Origin of the sequence: Bacteroides sp. LFL-34, from assembly GCF_027257075.1 — a bacterium.
Taxonomy (GTDB): domain Bacteria; phylum Bacteroidota; class Bacteroidia; order Bacteroidales; family Bacteroidaceae; genus Bacteroides; species Bacteroides ovatus.
The window spans coordinates 117,343-135,235 of sequence record NZ_JAPQKZ010000009.1; the positions used below are offsets into that span (position 1 = coordinate 117,343).

19 protein-coding genes are annotated in these 17,893 nt (G+C 41.5%); 7 read left to right on the plus strand and 12 right to left on the minus strand.

Features of this window, described 5'->3' with window-relative positions; genetic code table 11:
- Nucleotides 1–544 precede the first annotated feature (544 nt).
- The 7 genes from N5O98_RS07400 to N5O98_RS07430 form a co-directional block, all read right to left on the minus strand.
- Nucleotides 545–886 (minus strand): acyltransferase, encoded by a 342-nt coding sequence (locus tag N5O98_RS07400; protein WP_224262794.1) that lies wholly within the window; start codon nt 884–886, stop codon nt 545–547.
- 19 nt (nt 887–905) lie between these two features.
- A complete protein-coding gene (locus N5O98_RS07405; RefSeq protein ID WP_032855874.1) occupies nt 906–1,229 on the minus strand; it encodes a hypothetical protein in 324 nt (107 codons plus the stop codon).
- A 226-nt stretch (nt 1,230–1,455) separates the two neighbouring features.
- Entirely contained in the window at nt 1,456–1,908 is a 453-nt protein-coding gene (locus N5O98_RS07410; protein ID WP_050541662.1) for a glycosyltransferase family 2 protein, read from the minus strand.
- A 122-nt stretch (nt 1,909–2,030) separates the two neighbouring features.
- Nucleotides 2,031–4,454: a GumC family protein gene (locus tag N5O98_RS07415; RefSeq protein WP_004309156.1), complete on the minus strand. Its 2,424-nt coding sequence runs from the start codon at nt 4,452–4,454 to the stop codon at nt 2,031–2,033.
- A 6-nt stretch (nt 4,455–4,460) separates the two neighbouring features.
- Complete coding sequence (locus tag N5O98_RS07420; protein ID WP_032855875.1) at nt 4,461–5,276, minus strand: polysaccharide biosynthesis/export family protein; 816 nt, start codon at nt 5,274–5,276, stop codon at nt 4,461–4,463.
- Nucleotides 5,277–5,332: 56 nt separating this feature from the next.
- Nucleotides 5,333–6,739, minus strand: a complete 1,407-nt coding sequence (locus tag N5O98_RS07425; RefSeq protein ID WP_004309158.1) for an undecaprenyl-phosphate glucose phosphotransferase — start codon at nt 6,737–6,739, stop codon at nt 5,333–5,335.
- 147 nt (nt 6,740–6,886) lie between these two features.
- Nucleotides 6,887–7,033 carry a hypothetical protein gene (locus N5O98_RS07430; RefSeq protein WP_162487412.1) on the minus strand — a complete coding sequence of 49 codons (147 nt, stop codon included), beginning with the start codon at nt 7,031–7,033 and terminating at the stop codon, nt 6,887–6,889.
- A 153-nt stretch (nt 7,034–7,186) separates the two neighbouring features.
- Between N5O98_RS07430 and N5O98_RS07435 the strand changes: the two genes are divergently transcribed.
- Nucleotides 7,187–7,816 (plus strand): BT4734/BF3469 family protein, encoded by a 630-nt coding sequence (locus N5O98_RS07435; RefSeq protein ID WP_004307286.1) that lies wholly within the window; start codon nt 7,187–7,189, stop codon nt 7,814–7,816.
- Between the two features lie 29 nt (nt 7,817–7,845).
- Entirely contained in the window at nt 7,846–9,678 is a 1,833-nt protein-coding gene (locus tag N5O98_RS07440; protein WP_118161133.1) for a DUF3987 domain-containing protein, read from the plus strand.
- A 133-nt stretch (nt 9,679–9,811) separates the two neighbouring features.
- On the opposite strand, the gene N5O98_RS07445 is transcribed toward N5O98_RS07440, so the two are convergent.
- Nucleotides 9,812–10,030, minus strand: coding sequence for a DUF4248 domain-containing protein (locus tag N5O98_RS07445; protein WP_004297475.1), 219 nt, complete (start codon nt 10,028–10,030; stop codon nt 9,812–9,814).
- 220 nt (nt 10,031–10,250) lie between these two features.
- On the opposite strand from N5O98_RS07445, the gene N5O98_RS07450 reads away from it, so the two are divergent.
- From N5O98_RS07450 to N5O98_RS07460, 3 genes are read left to right on the plus strand one after another with little or no spacing between them, the layout of a single operon-like run.
- Nucleotides 10,251–10,739, plus strand: a complete 489-nt coding sequence (locus N5O98_RS07450; protein ID WP_004307288.1) for a DNA-binding protein — start codon at nt 10,251–10,253, stop codon at nt 10,737–10,739.
- Between the two features lie 40 nt (nt 10,740–10,779).
- On the plus strand, nt 10,780–10,887 hold the full coding sequence (locus N5O98_RS07455) for a smalltalk protein (RefSeq protein WP_004297473.1): 108 nt from the start codon (nt 10,780–10,782) through the stop codon (nt 10,885–10,887).
- 4 nt (nt 10,888–10,891) lie between these two features.
- Nucleotides 10,892–11,317, plus strand: coding sequence for an N-acetylmuramoyl-L-alanine amidase (locus N5O98_RS07460; RefSeq protein WP_004309162.1), 426 nt, complete (start codon nt 10,892–10,894; stop codon nt 11,315–11,317).
- On the opposite strand, the gene N5O98_RS07465 is transcribed toward N5O98_RS07460, so the two are convergent.
- From N5O98_RS07465 to N5O98_RS07480, 4 genes are all read right to left on the minus strand, one after another.
- The gene (locus N5O98_RS07465) at nt 11,310–12,059 is read right to left on the minus strand and encodes a polysaccharide biosynthesis/export family protein (protein ID WP_004309163.1); all 750 of its coding nucleotides are present in this window, start codon (nt 12,057–12,059) and stop codon (nt 11,310–11,312) included. The genes N5O98_RS07460 and N5O98_RS07465 overlap by 8 nt on opposite strands.
- Nucleotides 12,060–12,086: 27 nt before the next feature.
- Nucleotides 12,087–12,665, minus strand: a complete 579-nt coding sequence (locus tag N5O98_RS07470; protein WP_022199872.1) for a UpxY family transcription antiterminator — start codon at nt 12,663–12,665, stop codon at nt 12,087–12,089.
- Nucleotides 12,666–12,999: 334 nt separating this feature from the next.
- Nucleotides 13,000–13,965, minus strand: coding sequence for a tyrosine-type DNA invertase cluster 3b (locus tag N5O98_RS07475; protein WP_004309165.1), 966 nt, complete (start codon nt 13,963–13,965; stop codon nt 13,000–13,002).
- 207 nt (nt 13,966–14,172) lie between these two features.
- Entirely contained in the window at nt 14,173–15,144 is a 972-nt protein-coding gene (locus N5O98_RS07480) for a type I phosphomannose isomerase catalytic subunit (protein WP_004309166.1), read from the minus strand.
- Nucleotides 15,145–15,403: 259 nt separating this feature from the next.
- On the opposite strand from N5O98_RS07480, the gene N5O98_RS07485 reads away from it, so the two are divergent.
- Together N5O98_RS07485 and N5O98_RS07490 are read left to right on the plus strand one after the other, a co-directional pair.
- Entirely contained in the window at nt 15,404–16,501 is a 1,098-nt protein-coding gene (locus N5O98_RS07485; RefSeq protein ID WP_004307294.1) for an aldose epimerase family protein, read from the plus strand.
- 51 nt (nt 16,502–16,552) lie between these two features.
- Nucleotides 16,553–17,893, plus strand: a complete 1,341-nt coding sequence (locus N5O98_RS07490) for an MFS transporter (RefSeq protein WP_004309167.1) — start codon at nt 16,553–16,555, stop codon at nt 17,891–17,893.

Sequence of the window (17,893 nt, forward strand, 5' to 3'; positions counted from 1 at the left end):
AAAGATTACAACTCATGTGAGTACTCACTATGTACCTATAAGACCTTTGATGTTTTTGTAGTCGACATTAGTAAATGTCCAAATTAAATAGTCATTTTGATCCCTTCATGCTCAACGTACTTACATGCTTGAAACGGCTGAAAACATTAGATTTTATCAATTGGGAATCTTTTTTTATAGAGATTTCAATGATAACCCTTACGGATACTTCTATGATTCGGGTATAATCACAACGTATATCAGTGCAAATATTATGTGATTGTTTCATTTATAATTGCGAGACATTTTATATATTAAATAATCCCCTCCCAACAGCGATTCCACCACCAATTCAGAGTGCACACACTTACGTTTCCTTAATTCTTTAGCAGGATTTCCACTTACTACCGACATCGGTTCAACATTTTTTGCCACTACACTTCCCGAACTAATAACTGCACCTTCACCAATATGCCGACAAGAGGGAAGGATAAGAACTTTTGTAGGTATCCATACATAATCATCAATCTGAATGCCATAATGTTTATGTTCCCAAAGAACAGAGTCAATAATTATGAGAATTTGTGATGATTTCCGTTTCCGAGCCTATAATAACATGGCTGCCAATAGTAACCGGAGCACGCAAATCTATCTTATCTGTTTGAATGCTAACGTGATTACCTATTGTGAGATTAGAATTTGCACAACGAGCCAATGACAAAGGCATAATAACACCTTCACCAACCTTCGCACCATGCTTACGTGCTATACGAACAGCACGTTCATACTTGAAATGCTGTTTCCAACGGACATAAAGTCCTATAAGGTAATGTAACTTATTCCTACTCTTTACATTTTCACTATAAACCTTATATTGTCTATCAAAGAAAGGGGAAATGTTTAACATATAAAATATACTTTAGTAGTTACCAGACTCTAGAAAGTAAAACATCTTTAATACGAACAGGAATGGGTAAACAGAGAAAGATAAAAATCAGTTTATGCTTTTTATTATTGGGAGCATATCCATACTTATTATACAGCCTTCTCATAACCGGCACTTGTTCCTTTAAAAACGTCAAACGATCTATCTTAGGTGTTTTATAATAATACAAACTATAACATGCTGCTCGATATGACCCCACTCCATACTCTGTAGTAACTCGACTAATATAATCCTGATCATAGACATTAAAATGTTCAAAAAGGGCAGGATATCTTTGCATAAACCCTTCTGCAGCTATAAGCATATTCCTACTTGTAGGTATGGTATGTGATAAAGAGTTAGAGTTCTCGCGAAATGTCCAATAATAGCCTATTTCTGAACATAAATACATAGAGTCGCAATGAAGTAAATAGTCAAAGAAAAACAGATGATCCTCATGATTCTTAATGCGTTCATCGAAACAGATATTATGTCCTTTTATTATACTTGTTTTGTAAAGCTTTGCAAAAGGAATACCAGCAGAAAAAATATCATTGGATTTTACCCCCCCCCGTTAACCTTTTATAATATTTATTTTCAACTATATTTGTCATCATTCCACATACAGTTCCAGTATCTAGGCTATATCTTGCAGTATTTATGAAGCTAATATCACAATCTGCTCCAACAAGTAGATTCTCAATACAATTCTTTTCAAGAAAATCATCAGAGTCTACAAAAATAAGATAATCCGTTTGCACAGTTCTTATACCTAGATTTCGAGCAGAACTAACGCCTCCATTCTCTTTGTTCAATAGTAATATACGATTATCTCGTACTTCATAATTATGGCAAATGGTTTGACTATCATCAGTGCTACCATCATTAATCAGAATCAATGTCCATTGCTTATATGATTGCTTAATAATACTATCAATACATCTTTTTAAAGTGGACTCTGCATTATAAATAGGTATAATAATTGAAATAGATTTATCTTCCATATTTACGTTCTTAAAATTTTAATAATCAGATTAGTAACAGAGAATAATTCCCTAGTTAATGTAAAAATATGATTTACTTGAAAATCAGAACTTAACAAGCTAAATATTTACATTTTAGATATTTACTCCTCCTTTATTTTATGCTCGCCATAACCGTATCCATAGCCATAACGCTTACCATAGCCATAGTACTTGCCATATTTACCATAACCATAGTAATAGCCATACTTATTTTTTTGAAGATCAAGACCATTAATAACGGTACAGATATTGGGAAGCTTATTATCAGCAGCCAACTCATTAATCAAGGTAAACTCTGCTTTCCGAGTATAATCAGCACGACATACATAAACGGATAAGTCAGCTACACGCCCTACAAGCAAAGTATCAGTCACCATACCAACAGGGGCAGTATCCAAAATTACATAATCAAAGTTCTTTTTCAATATTTCAATCGCTTTATCTAAACCATCACGAGCCAGTAATTCCGTAGGATTAGGTGGTACTGTTCCACCAGGAAGAATATATAAATTCTTACTAACATCCGAAGGCTGAACGAAATCCATTAGATTCTTTTCAGGATTTGACAGATATTGAGTAATCCCCTGCTCTTTTCGAGGGATATTAAAGACTTTATTCAAACCGGGTTTACGAATATCAAGCCCTACAATTACTACCCTCTTTCCTAATAAAGATAGACTAATCGCAAGATTTGAAGAAATAAAAGACTTACCTTCACCACTAACTGTTGAAGTCACCAGAATTACTTTCTGACCATTTTCAAGTATAAACTGTAGATTAGTACGGACATTACGAAAAGTCTCACTCATTAAAGTATTCTGATTCTCAAACACTGCAATAGAGCCTGTTTTTTCATCAGTCAAAGGTACATCACCCACAATAGGTAGACTTGTTAATTTCTCAACATCACCACGCCCTTCTATTTTGAACTTAGTCAGACCAAGTAAGAAAATAACACCAACAGGCAATCCCACTCCTACCACTAAAGCAATCATATAAATCATTTTAGGCTTTGGAGAAACCGGTCCACCTTCAGCTACCGGTTCATCTATAATCTTAGCATTATTTGCGGTAGCTGCTAGAGTTATAGCGTTCTCTTCACGTTTCTGCAAAAGCATTAGATAAAGTCCTGCTTTGATTTCCTGCTGACGCGCAATACTTACATACTGACGTTCTTGGCCCGGAGCATCACTGATACGACGAGAAAAGCGACTAGCCTCACGATCCAGATCAGCCTTTACAATAAGTAAACCTTGCAAAGTACCATCAATAGCAGCTTGTACATTCGCTTTCATAGCACGAATACTCGTATCTAGATTTACAATCATCGGATTATTCTCCGTAGAAGTACGTAGCAAACGCTTACGTTCGAAAATTAATTCATTGTAACGATCTATCTGAGTAGTCAAACCATTATCAGACAAACCAATGTTAGCAGGTAATACTTCATATTCATTTGACGGGTTATTGATGTATTTAGTAAGATCACGAATCAAATTAATTTGAGTTCCATTTTCTACACGTTTCCTTTCATATTCTGCATTTCCTTCAACAGCTAATTGGGCATCACTACCGATATTAGTTAATCCGGCATTTCTTTTAAATGCTTCCAGCTTATCTTCTGTACTTCCAAGTTCTTCATCAATAATCTTAATACGCTCATTGATAAATTCCTTTGTTTTCTCCGCAACCTCATTCTTATCATTATTCGTATTACGGTTATACATCTCCATCAGTTTATTGATAAAATCCTGACCACGCTGTATATTTGTATTCATTAGTGAAACAACTGCAACAGACGTTGTTTTAGAGGTAGGTGCTATATTCAATACCCCCTGATATCCTTTTGCTACCACAAATGGCTGACTAACAATAGCACTGATATTCCGTATCGTATTTTGTCCTTCTACCCTCCCATTCGACAAGGAATCTCTCAAGGTAAACCCAAATGTACCCGCATCTGTAGGCAACACTGCTGGAAGTTTATCAAAATGTTTATTATAGTCATATACACCTACCCTTAGATTTACATCCAAACCACCTTCTGGTGCAAGTTTCATATTAACAAAAGCTACATCCGACAAATTATCGGCCTCCTGTGCCGTCAGATTTACGACTACTGGAGAAGTCTTATATAATTCCTTTTTAGGAAACTCATCCTCATCATAATAAGTAATATAAAGTTCGAGATTATTAATAACTTCTTTCAAGATTGTCTTGGAGCGTAGCACTTCTATCTCGTTATCGATACTCTGCGCAGAAGTAATCATTCCACCTAATCCCAAACTTTCAATATCAGCAGCATTTCCGCTCCCACTCTTTTTATCATCTTTTATCATGATGGAAGCAGAAACCTGATAAACAGGAGTCTGAAAATGTAAATACATCCAAGCACCAACCAAACAAGCTAAAACGGAAGCAACAAACCAAGGCCAATGAATAATATACTTAAAGAGAATTTCCTGATAATTTACTTTCTCTTCATCTAAATCACTCATATTATTGTTATACGAATTCTCTTTCATTACTAATCACTTATTTAATAAAATTACCAATATATTTGCTAGTGAAACCAGAATAGAGGTACTAGACAGCCATAATCCCGTATTGGTTCCTATATCCGAATTCTTAGCCTTAGTCTTATTAGGTGTCACATAAATTATATCATTCTGCTGTAACTGATAATAAGGAGACAGTACCGTTTCAGCCTTATTCAAATCCATAGTAATAATTTCCTGCTTGTTATCTTGCCCTGTCCGGATCAATTTCACATTATCACGCATGCCATAAATAGTCAAATCACCTGCCATGGCAAGCGCCTCCAGCAAATTAATCTTCTCGTTAGAGACTACAAAGCTGCCTGGCTTGGTGACCTCCCCTAATACCGAAATCCGATAATTTACAATACGTACAGTTACAAGCGGTGCTTCTTTCAAATAAACCTTCAACTTATCTACAATCAGGTTTTCTATTTCCAGCTTTGTCAATCCACCTACATGAATCTCACCCAACACTGGAAAGTTGATATTCCCCTGATTATCTACCAAATATTGCTGTAGAGCAGTTGACTCGATTCCTTGTCCCACTGTCTTTCCCTCCGTTCCACTAGCAGTACCCGAATTTGCCAGATTGAAAGGTGCAGCCAGTTCCGGAGTAGAACAAGACACGGCAATCGTCAACAAATCCTTGGGCATAACCTTCACACCTGTCTGATGAATACTCTGTTCTGTATCATTCACAAAAGCCGTATCCTGCAAATAAGGCACTTTCTTATATGATTGGCAGGATACCAGCAAAAAAGCAAGTAACGCACCCAAAGTCAATCGTTTCAATTTTCTCATAACCACCTACTCATGTAAATTACAACTATTGATTTAATTTTTATTCAAATTCCAATTCTGACCTAATACGCCTCTTTATCCCCACGGATTACGTTATACACAGTCTTATACATGATATACAGATCCAAAAGAAACGTCCAATGCTCGATATACCAGATGTCACGTTGCACACGTCCTTCCATCTGCCAAAGCTCTTTCGTTTCTCCACGGAAACCTGTCACCTGTGCCCAGCCTGTAATACCCGGTTTAACAAAATGACGAACCATATATTTATTTATCAAATGAGAATATTCTTCTGTGTGCTTCAACATGTGCGGACGGGGACCCACTAAAGACATATCCCCTTTCAGTACATTAATAAATTGAGGAAGTTCATCCACATTCGTCTTGCGAATCAGATCGCCTATTCGGGTTTTACGAGGATCATGTTCTGTAGCCTGAAGTGTATCACTTAGAGCATTCACCCGCATCGAACGGAACTTATAGCACCAGAATTCACGACCATCTTCACCGCTTCGTTTCTGTTTGAAAAGGACAGGTCCGGGAGAACTTATCTTTATTGCCAGCCCCACAATGATATATATAATCGGGAAAAGGGTACAAAGGAACAGTAGCGAGCAAATAATATCAAAGCCACGTTTCACAATACGATTTTCCAATAACTCAAGTGGCTCACGACGGATAGAAAGTACCGGAACATTACCCAGCATTTCAAAATACATTCTCCGTTTCAAATAGTTCCGGACATTGGGAACACTGAAAAAACGAATCAGATGGTTCTCACAATAGTTGATAATCGGCATAATTTCAGTACTACGGGCGGAAGGAAGACTGCAATAAAGCTGATCTACCTTTCCCGCATTACGGGTCAAATAATCAACAGCTTCGCACGGCTGTCCCAAATAAGCTATATTCATAGGATAGCGGTCTGATGGAAAATCTTCAAAATATCCTAGTACACGATATCCGGATGTCGGATCATCCGTCATGGAATGATAAAGTTCCTGCATATTTTCATGGCTACCCACCAGTACTACCTTTCGGACATTTTCCCCACTTTTACGATAAAGCTCCAGAATATAACGAAACGTCAGGCGATAAGAAATAATAACGATAATGAGAACTACATAAAATGCCCCCAGCTGACGCAGGTTAACACATTCAAAATGGAATATGTACGAAAGGCCCAGCACCATCAATACAAAAGGAATCATGTTCCGTGCCACCCGAAGCATTATTTGCTCCGGACGAACCACCGGACGATGAAGAATCACTCCAGAACGAATGTTGCAAACCAGATAACATAAAGTCATCAAAGCCATATTCTGGAAAAGAGGCATGGAAAACTCAAAAGGAGAACGGTTTCCCCAAAGAGAACCAAACACCCACAACAGTAAGTTCAGTAAGATGATGTCCCCTGAAAGGACAAAAGATTTTAGGACTTTATTAAAACGTTGGACTTCCTGCATTACTTTATTCTTGATTTAGATTTTCATCCATATCCTCATTTTTCTCCCTATACTCAATATAAAGTTCTCCCCATTCTACCATTTTGGCTCGAAACTCTTCTTTTGTGAGATTGTCATAGTAATAGGAAAAAAGACGGGTAAAATCACTTAGACGTAAATCTCCCCAGATGTCATCTTGTAATAAGTGGGTTTTCCCATGTGGATTTCTTTACGCATAGCCTCTATTGACAAGTGAGCACGTTCAAACTGCTCTGCGATAAAATGGCCCAGTACGGGATGATTAAATTTTTTCATGTTTATAATTTTATTAGTTGTTAAATACATTGTATTATATGTTAATTTTATGCATATCTGTTCAGACATGTCTGAACGATATATTTAAAAGCTATTTCTACCTTCGCACCGCGTTTTGAAAATTCAAGACGATAATCAAAAAATATAAATGTTATGACAAACGATTTCAGAATGTCTTATTTCATGCCTCCCATTGCTCCCATCAAAAATGAACTGGGGCGGATTGTTACTCCTGCAACACTTATTCCCTCCTGCGAAGTCTCCGTAGAACAAGTTTTTCAAATGATAACCTGCAACGAGAATCTCAAAATTCTGACCGAACAAGTACGCAATTCCGGAGATATACGGACAGCAAAAGCATCACTATTGCCATACGTGACTCCCTGTGGTACGTTCTCGCGTCGCAACAGCAAATGTTTCGTAGCTTCTTCACATCTGGTGGTGGTAGATATCGACCATCTCGACTCCTATCAGGAGGCAGTGGAAATGCGCAGTACATTGTTTAATGACCACCTTCTGCATCCTGTACTCACGTTTATCAGTCCCAGCGGACGGGGTGTAAAAGCATTCGTACCCTACGATCATTTACCCATGGCTAACGACACAAACAGTATCATCGAAAATATGAAGCTGGCAATGATGTTCACTGTGTTGCTCTATGGTACTGAAACACCTCCTCCATTCGGAGAAAAACGCAAAGGGGTAGACTTTTCCGGTAAGGACATTGTAAGGTCTTGTTTTCTTAGTCATGATCCGGGAGCGTTGTTTAGAAACAACAAATAATTAGATATTAAAAACTATAAATTAAAATTATGGACGAAATTGAATCGTTATGCCGCCTCTGTGAGGCGGTTGAAACTGCAGGAGCGGATATTGCCCCTACGTATGCTGAATATGTACAACTGGCGTTCGCCATCGCAACGGATTGCGGAGAAGCGGGACGCGAGTTTTTCCATCGGTTGTGCCGGGTGTCTGCCAAGTACGAACGGGAACATGCCGAACGGATATTCTCCAATGCACTTACTACCCGGCATGGAGATGTCCATCTGGGCACTGCATTCCATCTTGCTGAAAGGGCGGGTGTAACTCTCTGCAAAGAGGGAGTGATGAACCACCGGAAAAATGCAAAAAATGCAGGAAATGCACCGTCCCAAAATCTCACACACACGCATGTATATAATAAGGTGGACAATGAAGAACCGGACGAATCCGAAGAACTGCAGGACGGGAGTGACCCGAACCAGCCATTGCCCTCTTTCACCGAAGCGGACTGGCCGAAAATCCTGTTGCTCATCATGAGTTATGCCACCAGCCCCACACAACGCGATGTCATGCTGCTCGGAGCATTGACCGCCATAGGTGCCAGCATGGAGCGATATGTGAGATGTCCATACGCCGGCAAACTCCAGTCTCCTTGCCTGCAAAGTTTTATTGTAGCCCCTTCCGCCTCGGGTAAGGGAATTCTTTCGTTCATCCGGCTGCTTGTAGAGCCTATTCATGACGAGATCCGCCAAAAAGTAGCGGAAGAGGTCAAGGCCTACAAAAAAGAGAAAGCCGCCTATGATACTATGGGAAAGGAGCGCTGCAAAGTGGAAGCTCCTCAAATGCCCAAGAATAAAATGTTTCTCATCTCGGGCAATAACACCGGAACAGGTATTCTGCAAAATATCATGGATGCCAACGGCACAGGACTTATCTGCGAAACCGAAGCGGATACCATCTCCGCTGCTATCGGTTCTGAATACGGACACTGGAGCGATACACTCCGCAAAGCATTCGACCACGACCGCCTGTCGTACAACCGGCGCACCGACCAGGAATACCGGGAAGTAAAGAAAAGCTATCTCTCCCTCCTGCTTTCCGGCACGCCCGCACAAGTAAAACCACTCATTCCCTCGACAGAGAACGGTCTTTTCTCGCGCCAGCTGTTTTATTATATGCACGGTATATGGACATGGATCAACCAGTTTGAAAGTGGCGAAACCGATCTGGAAGCCATCTTCACAGACATAGGCCTGGAATGGAAAAAGCAACTGGACCTGATGAAAGCACACGGGCTTCATACGCTCCGGCTCACTGATGAGCAAAAGCAAGAGTTCAATGCCCTCTTTGCCGATCTGTTTTTCCGCTCGGGACTTGCCAACGATAACGAAATGAGCAGTTCCATAGCCCGACTGGCTGTCAATACATGCCGTATCATGGCAGAAATAGCTATGATTCGTGCATTGGAATGCGACCAGCCTTATCAGTTCAAGGGTTCTTCCACCCCTCTGCTGACTCCTGACAAGGAGATTGCCGCCGATAATATCAAAGACGGCATTATCACCCGTTGGGATGTGACAATCACCGCTGAAGATTTCCATGCGGTGCTGGAACTTGTAACTCCGCTCTATCGTCATGCCACACATATCTTATCTTTTCTTCCTTCCACAGAGGTCAAACATAGAGCCAATGCCGACCGGGATGCACTTTTTGAAATAATGGGCAACCAGTTCACCCGCGCACAGTTGTTGGAGCAGGCTGAAAAGATGAAAATCAAACCTAACACTGCTCTTAGCTGGCTGAACCGTCTGATAAAAAAAGGATTGCTTATCAATACAGACGATAAAGGCGTTTATACGCGTACGCATGTGTGCGTGTGTTAGGGAACCCTCGGAAAAAGTGCATTTTTTGCATTTATATAACAACAGGACGTTTCATGAATCCTAAAGCGGCGCTTTAGAAGTGGTAAAGCATAGCTTTACGATTGCTAAAGCGGTGCTTTACTTTTCCGCTCTTCTAAGGTTCTCCCAAGGCATCTACAATCACTCTCACCTCCAACGGGGTGAATGAGCGGCGCTTTGATTCGTAACCTAAGTCGTACAGGCGTTGCAGAAGTCCGGGACATAAAGAGATCCATTTCTTCATCTTTCGATATGCAGCAATGTCAGTTAGTTCCGGAGAATAAAGTTGAGCCAGTTCCATGCGACCGTAGGCGCGTATTTTGAATTCGTTCATGATGAATAAGTTTCTGATTTACAATTACAAAAATAACAAAACATATTCACATATCCTACGTTTTTCCATTGAATAACCGACCGTTACTGCGCATAATTGACAACAATCGCGTGCAACTGTAGACTATTGATTTCTGCGGGTTTCAGGGTTGTATCTTTGTATCGTCGAAAGGGAAAAGAATCCCCCGGACACAATGTTTAACCCTTTAATTTATTGTTTTATGATTCGTTACAAAATTTATCAAAACCAACAGCAAAAAGGCCTGAATGCAGGCAAGTGGTTCGCCCGTGCGGTAAGCGACGAGACGTTTGATTTGGCTAAGCTTGCCGAACACATGTCAAAACACAATTCACCGTATTCCGGTGGTGTCATCAAAGGTGTGCTTTCCGACATGGTAGACTGCATCAAGGAACTGCTGCTCGACGGCAAATGTGTGAAAATCGACGACCTTGCCATCTTTGGTGTGGGCATCCGCAGTAAGGCAGCTGATACGCTGGAAGATTTCTCATTGGAGAAAAACATCACTGGTATGCGTCTGAAAGCCCGTGCTACCGGTAATTTGTCAACCACCAACCTGAAACTCGACAGCCAGTTGAAACAGCAGGCCGAATATCAGAAACCAACAACTGCCGGAGGAGGTTCTGATTCGGGTGATACCCCTGATCCGAAACCGGATGGTGGCGGTGAAGCGCCTGATCCGGCTGCTTAATCCTAAATCCTTTATTTTTAATCTTTAAAAAAGTAACATCATGAGTAATTCATCTTCTCCCCGCTCCGTATGGAGCTTCATCATCAAAGTGATTATCACCGTTGCCACCGCTATCGGAGGTCTGATCGGAGTACAGAGCTGTATGTAGCCTTATGCGTACCATCACTCTGATTATCATTCATTGCAGTGCCACGCCGGAAGGAAAGTCCCTTTCGGCGGAGGCTTGCCGTCAAGATCATATCCTTCACCGGAGATTCCGTGACATCGGCTATCATTTCTACATCACCCGGGATGGAGAAATCTACCAAGGCCGTCCTCTGGAAAAGGTCGGGGCACACTGCCGTGACCATAACACCCATTCGATAGGTATTTGTTACGAAGGAGGGCTGGATATGGCGGGACGTCCCAAAGACACGCGTACATTGGCACAACGGGCTTCTTTGCTCGGTCTGCTCCGCGAATTGAGGAAAATATTTCCTAAGACGTTGATTGTAGGCCATCATGATTTGAATCCGATGAAGGAGTGTCCGTGTTTTAATTGTACGGAGGAGTACCGAGAATTAGATGGTATTATCTAAGTATATTGACCAGCAAACTGGCAATAGATACCAGAATGGAAAATCCCGAAACCCACATCGTCGTACTTGTTCCGATGTCTGCGCTCTGCGCTTTGGTTTTATTAGGAGTGACATACAGGATGTCATTCTGTTGCAACTGATAGTAAGGAGATAATAACAAATCCGCGTCGTTCAGATTGAGTGTAACAAACTGTTTATGCCCATTCCTGTCTTCGCGGATTAGTTTTACATTATCACGAACACCATAAATAGTCAAATCTCCTGCCATGGCAAGGGCCTCGAGCACATTGATCTGCTCATTCACTACCGGATAAACACCGGGAGAGGCCACTTCGCCCAAAACGGAAACTTTAAAACCGGACATACGGACTACTACCGTAGGTCTTTCTTTCACGTAAGATTTCAGTCTATCCGTTATCAGGTTTTCAGCTTCACGACTTGTTAAACCGTTCAAAGGAAGTTTACCTAAAACCGGATAATTGATATTTCCCTGATCGTCCAATAGAAACGTACTGCCTTGCGCATTGAAAGGCTGCGAAACAACCGGATCGGAAGTGGAAACAAGAATGGAAACTTCATCACCCGGTATCAGTCTTGCGTCCTGAACAGGCGCAACTTGCGTATTCGCCTGTTTCAAAATCTCCGCATCCTGCAAGTAAGGCACTTTCTTATAGGACTGGCAAGCCGAGAGAAAGAAGAAAAAGAATATCAGTGCAAAAGCACCGGATAATTTCGTATTCATGTAAATGGTGGATAAATGATGACGGGATTAGTTTTTCTCGCAGATAGCCTCGACATAACCAATAGGCATATTAACGCAAGCGCATCCCAGCATATTCAGCCGGACGGCAATCTTGCTTTTGCCATCGACATTGACCAGTTCACCAACCAGCCCGGTCAGAGGTCCTTTCACAACACGGACCTTCTCACCACGTGCCAAAGGAGAGCTGTTCATACAAATAGCTTCCTCGGAATAGTCGAGCATGAAACGGAAACGAGCCATCTGCTCATCTGGAATCACCGCCGGAGAGCTCTCACCACGCATCACCATATAACGGCTCACTGTAGAAAAACCCAGAACTTCTTTGCGTTCTTTCGGATTTACGTGCACAAACACCATCATTGGAAGAAGGACAGACTCAACTACCTTGCGCCGGTCACTCCACTGATGAATTTCTTGTTGGACAGGGACGAAATTCTCGATCCCCATTTTGTCTAAACGTTCGGCTACCTTCTTCTCGTGGTGCATACGAACCAGAGCAACATACCAGCGTTTAGAGTGTGCTACGCCTTCCCCTGTCCCATCGCTAGGCCCAGCACTAAGTGATTTTGGTTTTGTTAAAATCATGTTTTTTTACCCCATGTTATTCCGTTACTTCTTAGGTAACGGACAATACACACACAAGGCGCGCGTCTCTATAAAAATGGAAATCACATATAGGAATAGGGCACAAGAAAGGAACTGCCTAATACTCAACAGGAAAAATCCAGAGATTAGGCAATAAAAAGTTTAGAACATGAAAATAAAGTTATTTCATGTTCGGATAGTTTTTTTCCTATATTTCAGATAAAACGAAAAAAAGTGGAAGAATATTTGCTTACTATTTATGTTTTTGTCTATCTTTGCGTCAAATTTAAGTTCCGTTACCTAAGAAGTAACACACATACTTTAGTTCTGAATACTAATACTTTGCACTTTTCACCCTGCCTACACAACAGTTTTTAATGTAAGATAAATTCCCTTTATTTACCTCTGTACGTTCTTTAAGTCCAAAGCCTTTCAAATAGATTTGTGTGGTTTTTATAGATTTATGGCCCAATGATTCACTAATCATTTCAATAGGTACTCCCCGATACTTCGCTGTCGTTGCCCAAGAATGGCGAAGTGTATAGGAAGTGACTGGAGATTGCAAATGCAAGGCTCTTGCCAAGTCCTTCAAACAATTATTGAATTGGCGAAGAGCGGACTGATATTCCCGGTACCCTCTTTCATCCAGACGTTTTTGATCGCCGCTAAGGATGTCAAACAGATAATCCGGACAATCGGGTTGTGCATCTTCCCTATTGCGAAGCTGGTTAATCATTTCTCTGGCTGTATCAAGTACTTCCACACTCATCGGGGTTTTAGTTTTGATACGGTTGTATCGCAACACATTCTGTTCTAAAGCTGATTTCTCCAGGTGAGCCAGATCAGCGAACGACATTCCACAAAACTGGAACATCAGGGCAGCAATAGCCTGTGTACGACGCAAACGCTCCGACTTGGGGTCCTCATACAGAAGCTTATGCAATTCGACAGCAGGCAGGGCCTTCTTCTGGCGAACATCGACACCGGTATAAACATCATGAAACAGTCGCGGCACATAAGGCGCAATGCCCGCTTCTACTCCCCGGTTATAAATACTACGAAGCATACGCATATACGTAGAGATCGTGTTGGGTTTCAAGCCACACTCGTAAAGATACTGCCCGTAGCGTCGTAAACTTTCCCGGGTGACTTGTCTGAACGACACATTGAGCGTGCCGCAAAACTTGCTGAAAGAGAAGAGGGCATTCTTGTAGACATGCGCCGTAGAATAGCGTCCCTCCTTTCGCAAACGGCCGATGTAGAACTCTGCACATCGGCTAAATCCATTTTTGTTCCTCATTACATCACTAGTTATTTTATATATTATGCCATTTGGCAAGCGGCAAAAGAACGAATCTTTTTGTGTGTTCCAGATAAACTTTTTAATAAATATAGTTAAAGAGTTTTTTGCCGTTTTTATTCTATTAGTAATAAAAAAAGTCATCCGGCTTTGCCCATCATGAGGATGAAACAAAGTCGGATGACCTTCATTTTGTACGCTATTATCTTATACGTATGTTTCCAGCAATTTCACACTTCCTCCTTCGGGAGTGATAGTGACATCTTGCGTGGTAGCAGGCAACAGGATAGATTCTCCTGCACTAACAGTCAGTTCATTACCTTCATTGTCTCTCATTGTACATGATCCTTCCATACAGATAAAGATCACGAATGAATCGAGTTCGGAATAGTCACAACTGATTTCTTCAGTCATGTCATACAGAGAAGTCGTGAAGTAAGTGCAGGCAACCAGTTCTACCGGTTCGTCCTTCAACGGTTCGTATTTAGTACGATAGTCATCCAATACTTCGTAGTTGATGGCTTCACGGGCTAAATCGGTGTGAAGTTCGCGGGTTTTACCATTCGCATCTTTACGGTTGAAATCGTAGATACGATAAGTTATATCAGAAGTTTGCTGAATCTCGGCGATGAAAGAACCTGCCCCGATGCTGTGCACACGTCCGGCAGGAAGGAAGAATACATCACCCGGATGAATTTCATATTCCTGCAATACGTCGGTAATCGTATTGTTCAACACGCGTTCTTTATATTCTTTCGGGGTAATCTGTTCAGAGAATCCTGAACGCAATTTAGCTCCTTTGTCGGCATCTACCACATACCACATCTCGGTTTTTCCCATCGAATTGTGGCGTTTCTTCGCCAACTCATCTGTTGGGTGTACCTGGATTGACAAATCCTGTTTGGCGTCGATGAACTTAATGAGCAGTGGGAATTTATTGCCGAAACGGGCATAATTCGCTTCACCAACCAGTTCCTCACGATACTTTCTTACCATATCGGCCAAGGTTAAACCTTTATCCGGGCCATTAGCCACTACGGATTCATTGTTCTCAACACCGGAAATCTCCCAGCTTTCTCCTACTCCTTTCAAGTCTGAATTCAAATGCTTGAACGGAATAATTTTGTCGCCCCCCCAAAGCGTCTGCTTCAGAATAGGTTCGAATTTTAATGGATACATTTTTGTTTTTCTTGTTATAAACTTAGATTAAATTCGCTCGGATTGTTACAATCCGGGAACAAACATACAAAAAATAGTTCAGTTTTTAAGAAAAGGAGGATGAAAATTCATTTAAGAAATCATCTTTTGTCCTTGCATCCAAAGAAGATGAAGTAATAAAGCTAAACTTTCCTAAAGCACCTGTTATATTTAGTCGGAATAATTTGTGAGAAAGAAAGAATTTCCCTTTATTTGCAGGAAATTTTTAATAATACCAGACATGAATAACACATTCCCAACAGAAGGGAATCTATCAGGGCTCAGCCGGAAAGATTTCCAAAAGGATATAAATGATAAGAAAACTGATTTATTTATCCTCAAAAATACAAAGGGAATGGAAGTAGCTGTAACCAATTACGGATGCGCCATTCTTTCTATCATGGTACCGGACAAAAACGGTAAGTATGCTAATGTAATCCTCGGACACGACAGCATCGACCACGTCATCAACAGCCCGGAACCTTTCCTAAGCACTACTATCGGACGCTACGGCAACCGTATCGCGAAAGGAAAATTCACCTTGTTCGGCGAAGAACATGAACTCACGATTAACAACGGACCTAACTCTCTGCATGGTGGACCTACCGGTTTCCACGCCCGTGTTTGGGATGCTGTCCAGATTGATGAGAGCACAGTGCAATTCAACTATGTTTCTGCTGACGGTGAAGAGGGATTCCCCGGCAATCTGGAAGTGGAAATGACTTACCGCCTGGAAAATGAAGTAAATGCACTGACTATCGAATACCGCGCTACCACCGACAAAGCTACAGTCGTTAACTTGACTAACCACGGTTTCTTCAACCTCGCCGGTATTTCCAACCCTACTCCTACCGTTAACAACCACATCGTTACGATCAACGCTGATTTCTATACGCCTATCGACGAAGTTTCCATCCCTACCGGTGAAATTGCCAAAGTAGAGGGTACTCCGATGGATTTCCGTGCTCCACACACTGTAGGCGAACGTATCGACGACAAATTCCAGCAACTGATTTTCGGTGCAGGATATGACCACTGTTATGTACTGAACAAGATGGAAAGCGGTTCGCTCGACCTGGCTGCCACTTGCAAGGATCCGGAAAGCGGACGTATCATGGAAGTATATACCACCGAAGCGGGTGTACAACTCTATACGGGCAACTGGCTCAACGGATTTGAAGGTGCACACGGAGCTACATTCCCTGCCAGAAGCGCTATCTGCTTTGAAGCACAGTGTTTCCCGGATACTCCGAACAAACCGCATTTCCCATCGGCCACTTTGCTGCCGGGTGATGAATACCAACAGATCACTGTCTACAAATTTACGGTAGAAGAATAAGACTTGAAAAATAACTAACCTAATTTTATAAACTAACATTTTTTTTGAACCATGACACAAGAAAAAAAGAACGGTAATCTCGTCGCAATTATCACGATGTTCTTCATCTTTGCGATGATCTCTTTCGTAACAAACCTCGCTGCTCCATTCGGAACAATCTGGAGAAATGAATATGCGGGTTCGAACACTTTAGGTATGATGGGAAATATGATGAACTTCCTGGCTTACCTGTTTATGGGAATTCCTGCCGGTAACATGCTCGTTAAGATCGGTTACAAGAAGACTGCTTTGATTGCAATGGCAGTAGGTTTCCTCGGTTTGTTCACACAGTATCTTTCCAGCTTATTCGGAGCAGGTGCTGAAGTATTCGCATTCGGTGAGTATGTTATCAAATTAAACTTTGTAATCTATCTGCTTGGTGCATTTATCTGCGGTTTCTGCGTTTGTATGCTTAACACAGTGGTAAACCCGATGTTGAACCTTCTCGGTGGCGGTGGTAACAAAGGTAACCAGTTGATTCAGACTGGTGGAGCTCTTAATTCTTTGTCTGGTACATTGACTCCGCTTTTCGTAGGTGCTTTGATCGGTACTGTTACTTCAAGTACTGCTATGTCTGACGTTGCTCCTCTGCTCTTCGTTGCTATGGGTGTATTCGTTGCTGCATTTATCGTTATCTCATTTGTTGCTATTCCTGAACCACACCTTCAGAAAGGTGGAGTGAAGAAAGAAAAATTCTCTCACAGTCCATGGAGCTTCCGTCACACTTTACTGGGTGTAATCGGTATCTTTATTTATGTAGGTATTGAAATTGGTATCCCGGGTACACTGAACTTCTATCTTGCCGATTCAAGCGATAAAGGTGCCGGTATCATGATGAACGGTGCTGCTATCGGTGGTGCTATCGCTGCTATCTATTGGTTGCTGATGCTTGTGGGGCGTACTGCAAGTAGTGCTATCAGTGGTAAGGTTTCCAGCCGTGCACAGTTGATCGCTGTTTCTGCTACTGCTATCATTTTCGTATTGATCGCTATCTTCACTCCGAAAGATGTAACGGTTTCAATGCCGGGTTACACTGTAGGCGAAGGCTTTATGATGGCACAGGTTCCTGTAAGCGCCTTGTTCCTTGTACTTTGCGGTCTTTGTACTTCTGTAATGTGGGGTGGTATCTTCAACCTTGCAGTAGAAGGCTTAGGAAAATATACAGCACAGGCTTCCGGAATCTTTATGATGATGGTTGTTGGTGGTGGTGTATTGCCGTTGATCCAACAAAGCATCTCTGACTCTGTAGGTTATATGGCTAGCTACTGGTTGATTATCGCTGCTCTGGCTTACCTGTTGTTCTACGGTTTGGTAGGTTGCAAGAATGTAAATAAGGATATTCCTGTGGAATAA